The sequence below is a fragment of the Klebsiella michiganensis genome, assembly GCA_000963575.1.
GTDB classification, from domain to species: Bacteria; Pseudomonadota; Gammaproteobacteria; order Enterobacterales; family Enterobacteriaceae; genus Cedecea; species Cedecea michiganensis_A.
In genome coordinates this window covers 3583689-3597618 of the sequence record CP011077.1, presented here as the reverse complement: position 1 = coordinate 3597618, position 13930 = coordinate 3583689, and the positions used below count along the sequence as shown (strand labels likewise).

General features: G+C 52.2%; 11 protein-coding genes. 6 read left to right on the top strand and 5 right to left on the bottom strand.

Features of this window, described 5'->3' with window-relative positions; all coding sequences use genetic code 11:
• Nucleotides 1-40: 40 nt before the first annotated feature.
• Nucleotides 41-1054: a transcriptional regulator gene (locus VW41_16570; protein ID AJZ90522.1), complete on the bottom strand. Its 1014-nt coding sequence runs from the start codon at nucleotides 1052-1054 to the stop codon at nucleotides 41-43.
• A gap of 117 nt (nucleotides 1055-1171) precedes the next feature.
• Here VW41_16570 and VW41_16565 point away from each other — a divergent pair, with 117 nt between their 5' ends.
• From VW41_16565 to VW41_16545, 5 genes are all read left to right on the top strand, one after another.
• Nucleotides 1172-2650, top strand: a complete 1479-nt coding sequence (locus VW41_16565; protein AJZ90521.1) for an MFS transporter — start codon at nucleotides 1172-1174, stop codon at nucleotides 2648-2650.
• A 229-nt stretch (nucleotides 2651-2879) separates the two neighbouring features.
• Complete coding sequence (locus VW41_16560) at nucleotides 2880-3716, top strand: methionine ABC transporter ATPase (GenBank protein AJZ90520.1); 837 nt, start codon at nucleotides 2880-2882, stop codon at nucleotides 3714-3716.
• 56 nt (nucleotides 3717-3772) lie between these two features.
• Complete coding sequence (locus tag VW41_16555) at nucleotides 3773-4789, top strand: methionine ABC transporter ATP-binding protein (GenBank protein AJZ90519.1); 1017 nt, start codon at nucleotides 3773-3775, stop codon at nucleotides 4787-4789.
• A complete protein-coding gene (locus VW41_16550) occupies nucleotides 4782-5441 on the top strand; it encodes a methionine ABC transporter permease (GenBank protein AJZ90518.1) in 660 nt (219 codons plus the stop codon). Before VW41_16555 ends, VW41_16550 begins: the two co-directional genes overlap by 8 nt.
• Before the next feature lie 307 nt (nucleotides 5442-5748).
• Nucleotides 5749-6282: a hypothetical protein gene (locus VW41_16545; protein ID AJZ90517.1), complete on the top strand. Its 534-nt coding sequence runs from the start codon at nucleotides 5749-5751 to the stop codon at nucleotides 6280-6282.
• Between the two features lie 102 nt (nucleotides 6283-6384).
• Here VW41_16545 and VW41_16540 read toward each other — a convergent pair whose 3' ends face one another.
• The 3 genes from VW41_16540 to VW41_16530 all read right to left on the bottom strand — a co-directional run bounded on the left by VW41_16540 (nucleotide 6385) and on the right by VW41_16530 (nucleotide 11088).
• The gene (locus VW41_16540) at nucleotides 6385-7968 is read right to left on the bottom strand and encodes a hypothetical protein (protein ID AJZ90516.1); all 1584 of its coding nucleotides are present in this window, start codon (nucleotides 7966-7968) and stop codon (nucleotides 6385-6387) included.
• Nucleotides 7969-8153: 185 nt separating this feature from the next.
• On the bottom strand, nucleotides 8154-9920 hold the full coding sequence (locus VW41_16535) for an ATPase (GenBank protein ID AJZ90515.1): 1767 nt from the start codon (nucleotides 9918-9920) through the stop codon (nucleotides 8154-8156).
• Nucleotides 9910-11088: a hypothetical protein gene (locus VW41_16530; GenBank protein AJZ90514.1), complete on the bottom strand. Its 1179-nt coding sequence runs from the start codon at nucleotides 11086-11088 to the stop codon at nucleotides 9910-9912. The genes VW41_16535 and VW41_16530 overlap by 11 nt, the downstream gene beginning before the upstream one ends.
• Nucleotides 11089-11467: 379 nt before the next feature.
• Between VW41_16530 and VW41_16525 the strand changes: the two genes are divergently transcribed.
• Nucleotides 11468-12676 (top strand): transporter, major facilitator family protein, encoded by a 1209-nt coding sequence (locus VW41_16525; protein AJZ90513.1) that lies wholly within the window; start codon nucleotides 11468-11470, stop codon nucleotides 12674-12676.
• On the opposite strand, the gene VW41_16520 is transcribed toward VW41_16525, so the two are convergent.
• On the bottom strand, nucleotides 12666-13763 hold the full coding sequence (locus VW41_16520) for a tRNA 2-selenouridine synthase (protein AJZ90512.1): 1098 nt from the start codon (nucleotides 13761-13763) through the stop codon (nucleotides 12666-12668). The two genes, VW41_16525 and VW41_16520, sit on opposite strands and share 11 nt — an antisense overlap.
• Nucleotides 13764-13930 lie beyond the last annotated feature (167 nt).

Below are 13930 nucleotides of genomic sequence, written 5' to 3'. Positions count from 1 at the left end.
GCTGCCCGCCTCATTCAGCGTTTCCTGCCTTATTTTTTACCTATTCAGAAACGGGTATGCATGTTCGGGCCTTGAAGGTCTTGCGCCACTGTGTGGGCGTGGTTTTAAAGCGCAGCCGGAAGTGATGCCGGAGCGTTTCCGCTGAGCCAAATCCAGACTGTTCTGCAACCTGATCAATGCTGAGTTTCTCGCTTTCCAGCAGCGCACAAGCTTTTTCCAGCCGGAGGCTGAGCATCCACTCGCCCGGCGTGGTGCCGGTGGTATCTTTGAACCGGCGGATAAAGGTCCGGCGGCTCATGCCCGCTTGCCTGGCCAGCTGCTCGATCACCATGGGCGCATTGAGATGGTGGCGCAAGTCGTCCAGCAAGGGCGCCAGGCTGTTGGTGCGGCGTTTAGGGACGGGCTGCTGAACCCACTGTGCCTGGCTGCCTTCCCGTAGCGGGGGCGTAATCATGCGGCGTGCAGTCCGGTTGGCGATTTCAATCCCGTAATCACGACGAATAAGATGCAGACACAGGTCAACCCCGGCGGCGCCGCCCGCGGAGGTGATCAGACTGCCCTCATCGACATAGATCATGCTGTGTTCCACCTGCACCGCAGGGAACCTGTCCGCGAGGATCTCGGTGCTGTTCCAGTGGGCGGTGGCTCGCTTGCCGTTCAGTAATCCTGTTTCGCAGAGAATAAAACTGCCGGCGCAAATCGACACTATCCGGGCCCCGTTTTGGTGGGCACTTTGCAAGGCGGCAATCAGCGGCTCCGGGGCCGGTTCAAAAACATTTCGCCAGCCGGGAATGACAATCGTCCCGGCATCGGCCAGCAGCTCCAGTCCGCCATCCACCACTAAACGCACCCCGCCCTGGGCGTCAAAGACGCCATTTTCTAACGACGCGACGCGCAAATCATAGAGAGGCTGGCCGAGCTCTTCATCCACGCGGCCAAAAGCTTCGACGGCAATCCCGAACTCAAAGGTGCAGAGACACTGATAGGCCAGCACAACCAGCCGTCTATTTTTCGGTGTAAAAGCGGGGGAGTGAACCTGAGAGAGGATTGGCATGGCTGTCCTGTCGCTGAAAATGGCACGATCTTGACGATAACTGACCTGGGCGTCGATTTCTACTCCCCCCTGAATCTTTCATGCTGGCATCTTCTTAACGTTTTGCAGGAAATCAGTATGAAAAATAGTTTAGCGCTGATGGCGGTCTGTTTGGCCGCGTTGATGTCGGGCCTGGAGATATCCAGCGTCCCGGTTATCTTGCCGGTGCTGGAAAAGCAGATGCAGGCCAATTTTCGCGAACTGCAGTGGATTATGAACGCTTATACCCTCTCCTGTACGGCGGTATTAATGGCCACGGGAACATTGGCGGATAAATATGGCCGCAAGCGTATTTTTATTATCAGCATTATTGGGTTTGGCCTGACGTCGGTTCTCTGTGGCCTGGCCCGGACGCCGGAATGGCTTATTGTGGGGCGCTTTTTGCAGGGACTGAGCGGCGGGGCGATGTTAACCAGCCTGATTGCCATCCTGTCGGTTCAGTTTCCGGCGGGAAAAGCGCGCAGCCGGGCGTTTTCCGCCTGGGGGATCACATTTGGTTTTGGCCTGGGCTTTGGCCCCGTCATCGGCGGCGTGCTGGAGGCGTGGTTTAGCTGGCAATGGGTATTTCTGATCCACGGCGTTATCGCGCTGCTCACCCTGGCTCTGACCCTGAAAAATGTTATCGAGTCGCGGGAAAACACCACGAAACCGCTGGATGTCGCTGGCCTGATGACGTTGAGCATAGGAGTGGTGGGGGCGACATGGCTCATCACCCAGGGCGGGAATATCGGGTGGACCAGCCGTGAAGCCCAGTTAACCATGCTGGGCACTTTTATCAGCCTGGGGCTGTTCGTCATCATTGAGCTTCGCCACCCGCATCCTATGTTTGATTTCTCCGTCTTTCGGATCAGACCTTTTTCCGGCGCGCTGATGGGGTCTGTGGGGATGAATTTCAGTTTCTGGCCGCTGATGATTTATCTGCCGGTTTATTATCAGATTGGGAAAGGCTACAGCATTATGGAGACCGGTATGGCGCTGCTGGCCTACACCCTGCCCACATTGTTAATGCCGCCCGTCGGTGAGAGGCTGGTACTGCGCTTTGGCGCCGCACGCCTCATCCCGCTGGGACTGGCTTCCATCGGCCTGGGATTTGTGCTGATGAGACTGGCCGTCATCTATCACGTCAGTTTGCTCCCCGGCGCAATACTTTCGGGCATGGCGCTGGGGTTAATCAATACCCCGGTCACCAACACCACCACGAGTTCCGTGGCCGCTAACCGCGTGGGCATGGCTTCCGGGATTGATATCAGTTCGCGCTTAATTACCCTCGCCATCAATATTGCGCTAATGGGGAGCCTGCTGGTGGCGGGGATAGCCGAAAGTTTGCAGAGCCAGATCGACAGCGTGAGCGAAAGGTATGCCCTGGCAGAGCAAATCGCCGGCGGCACCAGAGCCACGCTCGACAGCGAGCTTATTATTCAGGCGCTGAATGACGGTTTTTCTGGCGTGCTGGCCTACGGCGCCGTGGGCGTGGGCTGTTTGTCTCTGGCAAGTTATTTGCTGTTCAACGTCAAAACAAACGTGAAGCGCAAACGGGCGGCATCCTGCCCTGAGTAAGCCCATCCCAAAGCAAAGCGGGTTTTCCGCTTTGCTTTGTCGTGATTCGCAAAAGCTCAGCCCATGCCCGCCGCGCCTTCTCCCGTGGGCAAGATGAAATATTTTCAATTACCCCTGCTGGCGGAATGTGCCATCTTATTCTGTCCAGTTGGATCAACGACTTAGTAAGCGGCCCGTGAAAGAGGCTCGCCTCAGGACACCACACATCATTCTGTAAGGGAGAATACCCATGGGAAATCGTTTCGGCTGGCGCGTGGCGACCGGCGCTTTACTTCTGGCCAGCGGCCTGCAGTTTGCTCAGGCCAACAGCGACCCGCATACCATCGTCTTCGGCGTGGCGCCGGGGCCTTACGGCGACATGGTCAAACAGGCCATCGCCCCGTCGCTAAAAGAGAAAGGCTATAAAGTCGTGGTGCGTGAGTTCAGCGACTACGTGCAGCCCAACATGGCGCTGGCCAACGGCAGCATCGACGCCAACCTGTTCCAGCACTCGCTGTACTTCGACAAATTCACCGCCGACAAAAACCTCAAGCTGGCGAAGCTGATTACCGTGCCAACCGCCGGGATGGGCATTTATTCCCATAAGGTCAAAAGCCTGGCCGAGCTGAAGCAGGGCGACATTGTCACCCTGTCTAACGACCCGACCAACCTCGCCCGTGGCCTGCGCTTCCTGCAGTCGATGGAGCTAATCACCATCAAAGAGAACATTGACCCGACCAAAGCCTCCGAGCGCGACATCGCCACCAACCCGAAAGGCCTGGTATTTAAATCGCTGGAAGCCGCACAGCTGCCGCGCACGCTGGACAGCGCCAGCGCCGCGCTGGTCAACGGTAACTTTGCCATTGCGGCCGGGCTAAAACTCTCCTCTGCGCTCAAACAGGAACACCTGGACGAGAACCTCAAAAACATCATCGCGGTGCGTGCCGAAGATGCGGATAAACCGTTCGCCAAAGATATCGTGGAAACCGTGCAGTCCCCGGCCTACGAAAAAGCGATCGACGATCCGCAGAATATTTTCAACGCCTTCCAGAAACCTGACTGGATGGTTGCCGCCGATAAAAAGTAACCAGAGCAAAGCGGGCAGGCGGGATGCCTGCCTTTTGTCGCTGATTTGAGGTTGTCATGATTGAGATTGAAAAGGTCTGCGTGGACTTCCCCACGGGCCGGAACCAGACCAGCCGGGCGGTGAACGATGTTTCGCTGCACATTGGCGCCGGTGAGATTTTTGGCATTGTTGGCACCAGCGGCGCCGGGAAAAGTACCTTATTGCGTACCCTGAATGCGCTCCAGCGCCCGAGTGAGGGTAGCGTAAAAATTGCTGGCACTGAGGTAACCGCGCTGCAGGGGGCCGAACTGCGCAAAGCGCGGCAGCGCATTGGCATGATTTTCCAGCACTTTAATCTGATGCACACCCGGACGGTCAGGCAGAACGTGGCGTTCAGCCTCAAAGCTGCGGGCTGGGAGCGCAGTAAAATCGGCCCCCGCGTGGCCGAAATTCTTGAGCTGGTGGGCCTGGCCGACAAAGCGAACCGCTACCCGGTGCAGCTGAGCGGCGGGCAGAAACAGCGCGTGGGTATTGCGCGCGCCATCGCTAACCATCCGGATGTTTTGCTCTGCGATGAACCGACCTCCGCGCTGGATCTGGAAACCTCCGCCACCATTCTGGCGCTGCTGAAAAAGATCAACCAGCAGCTGGGGATCACCATCGTGCTGATCACCCACGAGATGAACGTGATCAAAACGATATGCGACCGCGTAGCGGTGATGTCCGGCGGAGAAGTGGTGGAGTCCGGCGAGGTGTTCGACATCTTCGCGCATCCGCAGCATGAATTTACCCGCCAGCTGGTGTCCCACACGCTGAACCTGACGCTGCCGGTGCGCCTGCTGGACAACATGCGCGGCGCGCTGCTGAAAATCATGTTCGTCGGCGACTCGGCCGAACAGCCGGTGCTCTCCTTCGCGGCGGTGAAATACGGCGTGGCGGTGAACATTCTGCACGGCAAAATTGAGTACATCAGCGACCGGGCGCTGGGCATTCTGGTGGTGGCGATCACCGCCCCCGGCAACCCGGCTGCGGTGGGGGATGCCATCGACCATATTCGGAAACATACGGCCTGTGTGGAGGTGCTGAATGGATGATTTAGTCGCGGACCTGACGATTGCCTTTGGCGAAACCTTCCAGATGCTGGGCATTTCCACGCTGCTGGCGATTATCGGCGGCCTGCCGCTGGGCTTTTTGATCTTCGTCACCGACCGCCACCTGTTCTGGCAGAACCGCACGCTGAACATCATCAGCTCGGTGCTGGTGAACATCGTCCGCTCGGTGCCGTTCGTCATTCTATTGGTGCTGCTGTTGCCGCTGACGCAGTTCCTGCTCGGCAACACCATCGGGCCGATAGCGGCCTCCGTGCCGCTGTCGGTGGCGGCGATTGCGTTTTATGCCCGCCTGGTGGACGGCGCGCTGCGGGATGTGGACAAAGGCATTATTGAGGCGGCGGAGGCCTTTGGCGCCAGCCCGATGCGCATCATCTGCACCGTGCTGCTGCCGGAAGCCAGCGCCGGGTTGCTGCGCGGGTTAACCATAACCCTGGTCAGCCTGATCGGTTACTCGGCGATGGCGGGGATTGTCGGTGGCGGCGGCGTGGGTGACCTTGCGATCCGCTTCGGCTATTACCGCTACGAAACCCAGGTCATGGTGGTCACGGTTGTGGCGCTGATTGTGCTGGTACAGATCGTGCAAATGTTTGGCGACTATCTCGCCAAACGCGCGGACAAGCGCGACAGGCATTAACCTTCTTTCTGGCCGGGCATCCGTCCGGCCTGCATGATTTTTAGCTGCCGGAGAGGTTCTGTTCCCGGCGGTTTTCTTGCTGAGAAGCCCCCAAACTGCAATTCCCCAACGCGTTTCATTTTCCTGCGAGTCGCCTCGAAGTTTGCATATTTGTCCAATTTTTCAGCTATATGGCTGTGTGGTCATCCAGTATGCTTGGGGATATGAACAAGTGATGAGTCCGGTGAAGGCCGGAGGAAGAAGCGCCCCCGAATGGTGGTGAGACACCAGACGGGGGCTAACCACAACCGTTAAAAGGAGTAACAGTATGGCTAACGAAGATAGTACCACACAGGCAAGCCCGGAAATCACTTCTCACGATCCGGCATTTGCGGGCGATATCGCAACCCTGCTAGAAAAGCCGCAGGGTGCGGCGATGGATCTTTTCCAGGTGCTGGATATCTGCGAGCAGTACGCCGAGCATTTGCTTGAAAACAAAAATCAAACGGAACGCATGGCGCTCTGCGGCCGGCTGCTCGCCGGGCTGGAAGTATTAAAAAGCGCGCTACAAGCCCCGCTGCCGGACTACCTGATAGAGAAGCTGACGCTCAAAGAGAGCGAGGCCAGCATCTGTTACAACCCGATAGCCACCGACTCCGAAACGCTCCGCGAGTACTGCGCGGCGTTAACCATCGTCCTGCTGAACCACCAGGAATCCCCGGAGCAAAGGCAGCAGATGGCCGGGATCCTGTATGAGCTTATTACCGTGCTGGCAGAGGATTTAAAAGCCCCGAGGTTTGTTCGCTCCCTGGACGGGGGTTTGAATATGATCCAGGGCGGGGCTTTGAATTTGGTTCATTGAGTTTTTGGGTTTAATGGCAGCCTTCCCCCAGAGGGGGAGGGCGGTGTCCGCTTTGAGTGAAAAGCGGGCGCAGCACTTTCACTCAATTCTCGTCACATTAACTCACGTAATATAATGTATATGGAGCTTGGGGGCTACTTTCCGTACTTCACCCAATATTTCATAATGTGGTTCAAGGTCAGTAATAAGATGAACACTAACATTTGATCCAAAATTATTTGCTGCAGCTATTCCATCCAAGAATAGACTTAAGTGTTCGGAACCATAGAATGATCTGTAGTCAAAAGTATCTATTTTTTCAACATGAATGGCATTCCCTTTTAGCCATATTACCTCGTTTAATGCGCCCAGTGTTTTATGAAGATTATTAATGTATTCATCAGGTTTAACGGATGTCTTTAACATACTTTGTGAGCCATCAACTACAAGCACTATTTGACGCGGTTCTTCTACCGTAGAAAACTCATTGAGTATTGAGGTAAGTGACTTTCCTAAGGAGCTGGTATTTTGTGGTTTAAAATTATCAAGAAGTGTATAGCTTCTAGTAAACTTAACCTCATCGTAATTTAACAGCACCAACTGACCATTGGGGCCGATGGAATCATTATAAGCTTCAGCAACACCATCGAAATGTCTTTTATGAGAGAACAAAAACTCCTCATTGCCCATCTTACGCTGTTTGCACTCAACTATGGCACGAACTATATTCGGTGTGAGAGCATCTGTGTGTCCCTGAACAACCACAATGTCAGGATGAACATTTTTTCCTGATGTGCTGATATATGTAGGTTGGTAAATAATCTGCCCCAGTGGTTTAGAATTTCTTTCCGCAACCACTACTTTTGTCCCCAGTTCAAGCAAGGAAGCGCCGTCTGAGGACTGAGCTAGTGTAAATCCACGAGACTCAAATAGTTGAAGGGTAATTATCAAACACCACAGTTCGTAAATTTGCCAGCGGAATTTCCAGAATGGTAAAGACAGAATATCTTCTAGCTTTATACGGTTATCAAATTCATCTACTAATGGTTTTAACTCTGCAAAGTCTCCTTGTTGCCAAAGGTTTTTATTCTGTATGGCAGATAGAGAAGGAATTGCGTCTGTAGCTCCATAGTATCCATCATGAATTGATCCATCTTCCTTGACGTGCTTACACATATCATGAATTCTCGATGCAACACTTTCGGGGTCTGCATTTTTAGGTTTGGGGGGCATGGGGGCATCCCTAATATAACCTTTTCCATCATTATGTTCACGACAGGCATTAGCAAATTCATTACACAAATTGTTAAATTTAAATTTATCAAAGGTCTTGCCTATCAGCTTTTTATATTTCCTGAATGCATCAGGGTTTATTGCTATTGGCTGCCCATTCATATTAAAGTTCCATTCGATATCGAGGGCATGCTTTGATGTTCTAATCAATGTACGTTCGCAATACGTCCAAATATCTTGGAACATTTGAGACAGTGGTTCCATTGTCTCAAGCATAGCTGTCAGATATTCCTGAGCTGTGATTTTTTTACTCTCGTCGGAATTGATAAATTTCTCGTCTGGTATACCTAGTTTATTTGCAAGTACAACTAGCAATTCACGATCTCGTGGAGAAGGGCCATACCCCTGTGCTACTCCAAGGTTCTCTGTGTACCACAGTTGTCTATGGATTTCTGCGCATTCTTTTATTGCCATGGTTACCCTCATAATTTTCAATTAAGCTCGATGAAGCTGAAGATTTTTTCTAATTTATCTTAATGTTTAACTTGATCATTATCTGGAGCGAAAAGCCACCTGATCTGGAATGACACCCGCTTACATAAACATTCCATGTATCCACTACGAAGCCTTTTCGAAGGCCCTAGAACTGAAACTCTCTTTCATTTTCTCCAGCGTTCAATAACTTGTGCAAAAGCCACGTCGCGCCAGAGTGATTTCCACTCATTATGAACTTTCACACTTTGGGAGTGGGGTTCTGGCGCAGGTAGTGGCATCTTAATCACCGCTGGAAGTAAAACCGCATCACCAACTACTACACATTCCCCTGGAGCCAAGTTTGGCAAAAGTTCGGTGATACCATTGGCATTATCAGGGAACAGGCGTCGCACGTAGGACTGATCGGCATCATTAGTCAGCCGTAGCGAAATGAAGTTATTGCATTGAGCAAAAATTGTTTCTGAGACTTCTGATGGACGCTGACTTACTACCATCAGGCTCAAGCCATATTTTCTGCCTTCTTTTGCTATGCGTTCAATAGATTTCCTTGATGCCCTATAGGATGCATGCCCGTCCCGAGGTACATAATTGTGTGCTTCTTCGCAAACTAACATAACCGGGATGTCATTGAGCTTGCCGATGGCATGCTGTAGCTTTGAATAATGGAAGCAAAAGTCGAAAATCAGACGAGAGATAAGACTGACCGTAACGCTAAGAACTTCAAATGGTACCCCGCTTAAGTCAATGACAGTGACGTTCGATTTATCTAGGTAGCCAATGAATTGCTTCATCAGCGTCTCGAAATCCTCTGTAACATGTGCATTCCCGTTAACTTTCTTGGCATCCAACAGGAACCGGAGACGTTTATCTGTAAGCTTGGAATCTAGACGCGAAGCAAACCTGTTGAATTCGCCACTAAAAGGCCCGACGGTTGCCTTAGTTGCTCCTGCAGATGAGGTTGCGATAAAATTGTGAATTTTGTCAAAATAAATCGTTCGATCGGTAACTAGAGTTCCATCAGCCAGCTTAGGTTTATCCTCACCAACCTGCCGACCAATGACCTCTCGATTTAGGTTTTCAATATAGTAGTAGACTTCCTTCATCGAGAAATAGACGGGCGTATCATATGTTACTTCTGGAACTGTCGGGTTATGTTTTTCTTTATTTAATACAACCGCATGCTTGAACTGACTTACCTGATTATGAGAGTTATTCTCATTACTTTCGATGAACATGCTTTCAAGTTCTTCGGAGTTCATTAGCCAGTATGGCAGTTGGAGGGAGTCAATATCAAGCCGGGTCAGAGTGAAGGACTCTTCGTCATTTAAGCTGAACGCTGCAGAATATTCATCGTGAATATCAAATATAACTATATGAGAGTTATTTTGACGACCCTTATTGCTGTTTTTATTCTCAGCTATTCCAACAATCCTCTGTAAGACACTCGCAACGGTGCATGACTTGCCGGTGCCCGTAGATCCTACGATGGCAATATGCTTACTGAAAAATCTGTTACCACAGATCATGAGATCGGTATCTTTATTCATAGAAAGCTTGCCGAGTGGGAAATCATGCTCGCTATCAGCAGAGAATATTTTGTCTAAGGTACCATTGTCTGCGATAAAAGCATGCTCTGTGGGTACCGGTAATAGGAGGCTACTGCGGTCAAAATTTTTATCATCCAATAGAGTTCCGATTGCTTGGCACTCAATCTGAAAGCTCCAAGCCGGCTTACCTTCCGGCGTTGTGGTGTTAGTACCTTTGATATTACGGATAGTGACAATAGTAAAATCATGATTACCCTGAGAAATTTTTAAAAGGCGTCCAACCTGAAGATGTTCTTTACTCGTTTCAAATACCTCCAGACTATCAACAGCAACGACAACAGCTTCTGGCGCGCATGACAGTACAGATCCAATTTTAGTAAGCATTACTAATCCCCATCATATATTTTATTTCATCAAATTTTTCGGCACCCAAAGCCTCAAGATTTACATCCCGAAGATCTAGGCACGATACATCTCCATCTCCGATTACAAAAAAGTCATCTGCCTTAATTTTTAGCTGTAGTTTTCTGTAATCGTCCCAACGAATAAAGCGCAGGACAAACTCTTTTTTATCTCGGGTAACAATAGGTTCGCTGAAAAATCTCTTCTCTGAGAATGTATTAACGGGGCGTCCGAGATTTGGGATCACATCCTTACCTACTAACCGTTCTGCTATTTCATCAAATATGGATTGAGAAACATCCAGCACGAAGATGGGAGTATGTGTATGCGTCTGTTTAAAGTGGTATTTATCAATAAAGGATTTTATAAACAGGACTATTTGGGCATCAAAATCTTCCAGGAGAGCTGGAAAAATAATTAGAAAACGCAGGCGGGAATTTATATTCAGATTCTCTTTTAACTGTTTACGTCTCGAATCCAAAATTTTTTGTCGCGATTTTAATGCAAGTGTCCATTGAGATACCGCTGTAGTTCGAATTCGGCGTAATTCTTCCAAAAAAGATTTTTTGGTGATTTTCCTCAATGTTTCATCATGTTTGATACTCAGGTCACCAATTATCTGAATAGCATTTGGGTAGAATAATGTTTCTACTTCGTTCTGGCTGAAGCCCAAGGCAACAAGCAGTTTTATATTTTCCTCCACCAAATCATCATACTTTGGTGTAATCGTGATGCAAAATACGTCCAGAAAGGCATTAACATCGACATCCGCAGCATCTTCTGTCAGTTTTTTTAGTTCTTTATTATTTGAATTCAGAGCATTATTCAGATCTTCGGCAGAGATAAGGACTGAGGCTGTGTTTGGGAGGTGCGCGAAAAGATGATAGTTTATTCTAGCGGTTGGATTTGACTTAAAGTGTTTCATCATTTGAAGTAGAGGATCATACAGCATACTTGGCGTATACTTAGATTGCGCCTCATGATATTTACACTGTATGGCTTTTATACCCGTGAAGGTAGCCACCTCAATATCTTCAACGATTCCTTCAATTGTAATTTCTGCTTCGTCTGCAGCCTTAAGCAGTTCAGCGATTGTCATATTAAACTGATACAGAAATCCTTGGATAGTGTAATCGGCCGAACGTCCCATTTTGACCCCTGTAAGTTAACAACTATAGATGCAAGCGGTATATTTACATTGCGTAACACTACAATTTCAAAACTAAAATTCGGCTAGATTGGTAAACCAGCATTCGATGGCTTGGCACAGGTAGATGTTAACAACGTCTGTTCCTAGCACTAAGTTGGCTAAAAAATTTATCCAGAAGTAAACGTTAACCCCTCAGCAAATTCCCCAAACACAAAACTACCCCAATTCCCCAACCCACCACTAGCCCCCAAAACTCACAGTTGCCCTTTCTCAAACGATTGGCTAGTATCGCTCCAGCTTCTCGCCAGCCGTAAACGTTAACGTTATCCAACGTACATATTCTCCCCGGCATTCGGGGTAATTGTACTTGGGTAATATCATGGCACTGTTTGCATCCCCCCTTGTTTCGTACCGCAGGCCCCACGTTCTGGGCTTTATCCTCTATTTCATTGTCGGCCTGGTTGACGGCGCGATTGTGCCGTTTTTCCCGCTGTGGGCGCAGCAGTCTGCCGCTATTCCGGTGGAGTTTATTGGCCTGCTGTTCGGCTGCTATGCCGGGGGCGAACTGCTGGCCGCGCCGTTTATCGGCGGCATTGCCGATCGCGTGGGCAGAAGGCCCGTTTTGATTATTTCGGCGACCGGCGTTGGGGCGGGCTTTATCGCGCTGTTCTTTGCTCACGGCGTCTTTGCGGCTGCCGCAGTGCTGATCGTCATTGGCCTGTTTGAGTCGGTGCTGCACCCGACTATCTACACCATTGTGGCCGACGCCACGCCCGCGGCGGAGCACCGCCGCCAGTTCAGCATCATGCGCGTGTGTTCCGGGGCGGGCGCCATTGCCGGGCCGCTGTTGGGCACGGGGCTGGTGCAGGAGGGACTGGGCTACGTCTTCCTGGCCGGAGGTTCGGTGATGGTGGCCGGCGGTCTGATGCTGGCGGTTTGCCTGTCGGAAACACGTTCGTTAGCCGCTGATGCGGAAGATGAGGCCGACGAAGAAGAGGGGCTCAGCGCGCTGCTGCCCGCGTTCCGGGACCGCCGTCTGGCCGTCCTGCTGATATGGGTGCTGCTGCTGGGCGTGGCCGGGAGCTGGGTGGAGGCCGTTATGCCGCTGTATGCCAGCAATCAGATGGGGATGAGTGCGGCCAGTATCGGTTATCTGTTCGCGTTTGGGGCGGGGATTAACACGGTCGGCCAGCTCGCCTTAACGAAGCTGTTTGCCCGCCGCTCGCCGTTATTTATCACCCTCAGCGCAGGCTCGGCGCTGATTACTGCCTTTGTTTTGCTATTGGCACATCCACACGTCGTCACGCTGGGGATGGTGGTCTGCCTCTATTCGCTGTCCCAGATGATGACCGGCCCGCTGATCCCGACGGCGGTGAATAAGTTAGCCCCGGCGCGGCTCCGCGCGACGTACATGGCGGCGCTTTCGGTGGTGAGCGATCTGCAGGGCTCGGTGGGGCCAGCCACCGGCACGGCACTGTTTGCGCTGGCGTTTACGTTGCCGTGGGCGGTGGGTATTCCGCTGGTCGGGCTGGCGGTGACTGGACTAGGGCTGACGCTCGCCGCCGGGGAAAAATCGGCTACTCGTTAACGCTGCGCAGCCAGGACTCGACCTGCTGATAATCACCCCGGAAGACGATCTGGTCGGCCTTCTGGCTGAGCTGATAGCGGTACATCGGGTCGTAATACTCTTTCAGCAGCGGCGACAGCCAGGCCAGATGGCCTTCGCAGGAGCCGGTTTTCCGCTGGGTTAACAAGGCTTCGTCCAGCCTGGCGGTGAACTGCTGGAAGCGTTCCATGCCCAGGCGGCGGCGGATGGCAAACAGGCCGTGGTGCAGGTACTCGGCGTAATCACGCCAGGCGGTTTCTTCCTCGCTGACGGATAAAAACGCCTCGCTCATCTGCCGGAAGTATTCGTTTTTGAGGCGCTCCAGCCGCAGCTCGAACGGATCGTCGATGGCCACAATTGGCGAGCGCAGCATCTGTTCCCTGAAGGCTTCGGGAATATGGCGGGAGCCAATCATCCGGCCTTCATCCTCCACAACCAGCGTTTGGGGCTCGGTCGGGCTGATTTTCAGCAGGGTGACGGCGAGGTTGTTTTCGAAGCTGGCCTGAGAAGGCTGGGCCACAATCGTGCGGCCGAACGACGACCCGCGATGGTGCGCCAGGCCTTCAAGGTCAACGCCCGTCGGCAGCGAGCGGATCAGGATGGTTTTGCCGCAGCCGGTGTTGCCGCTGACGATAATCATCGGCCACTGAGAACGGGTGTCGATCACCTGCATGGCGCGCTGGCGCAGGGCTTTGTAGCCGCCGGTGACCAGCGGGTACTCGAGGCCGCTCTCCCGCAGCCACTGCTGCACGATGTGGCTGCGCATCCCGCCCCGGGCGCAGCACAAATAGCCCTCGGGCTGCCGGCGGCAGCTCTCCAGCCAGCGTTCGATTCGGCTGGCTTTTCGCTCGCCGCTAACCAGCCGGTGCCCCAGGTCGACGGCGGCCTGCTGGCCCTGCTGCTTATAGCATGTCCCGACCTGCGCGCGTTCCTCGTCCAGCATCAGCGGTAAGTTATGCGCGGCGGGCATTGAACCCTGAGCGAACTCTACCGGGGCGCGAACGTCTATCAGCGGGATGTCATTGCACAGCAGGCGGTCGTAGTCCTGCGTGTTGGGGCGTTTTTCCATGGCATAACCTTAGAGCCTTTCCCATCAGGCTATTTTATTTGCCATTTTGGCCATGGGCAGGGTTCAAAATCCTCACGTACTGCGTGTACGCTCCGGTTTTTCCACGCTGTCCATATCCAAACTGGCGGCAACAATGGACGCCTACTGGGATAGGCTCTGAGTCTCAA

Bases quoted from the DNA above. Each gene is read 5' to 3' on its own strand.
- VW41_16570 (AJZ90522.1), bottom strand. From the start codon at position 1,054: ATGCCAATCCTCTCTCAGGTTCACTCCCCCGCTTTTACACCGAAAAAT.
- VW41_16565 (AJZ90521.1), top strand. From the start codon at position 1,172: ATGAAAAATAGTTTAGCGCTGATGGCGGTCTGTTTGGCCGCGTTGATG.
- VW41_16560 (AJZ90520.1), top strand. From the start codon at position 2,880: ATGGGAAATCGTTTCGGCTGGCGCGTGGCGACCGGCGCTTTACTTCTG.
- VW41_16555 (AJZ90519.1), top strand. From the start codon at position 3,773: ATGATTGAGATTGAAAAGGTCTGCGTGGACTTCCCCACGGGCCGGAAC.
- VW41_16550 (AJZ90518.1), top strand. From the start codon at position 4,782: ATGGATGATTTAGTCGCGGACCTGACGATTGCCTTTGGCGAAACCTTC.
- VW41_16545 (AJZ90517.1), top strand. From the start codon at position 5,749: ATGGCTAACGAAGATAGTACCACACAGGCAAGCCCGGAAATCACTTCT.
- VW41_16540 (AJZ90516.1), bottom strand. From the start codon at position 7,968: ATGGCAATAAAAGAATGCGCAGAAATCCATAGACAACTGTGGTACACA.
- VW41_16535 (AJZ90515.1), bottom strand. From the start codon at position 9,920: ATGCTTACTAAAATTGGATCTGTACTGTCATGCGCGCCAGAAGCTGTT.
- VW41_16530 (AJZ90514.1), bottom strand. From the start codon at position 11,088: ATGGGACGTTCGGCCGATTACACTATCCAAGGATTTCTGTATCAGTTT.
- VW41_16525 (AJZ90513.1), top strand. From the start codon at position 11,468: ATGGCACTGTTTGCATCCCCCCTTGTTTCGTACCGCAGGCCCCACGTT.
- VW41_16520 (AJZ90512.1), bottom strand. From the start codon at position 13,763: ATGGAAAAACGCCCCAACACGCAGGACTACGACCGCCTGCTGTGCAAT.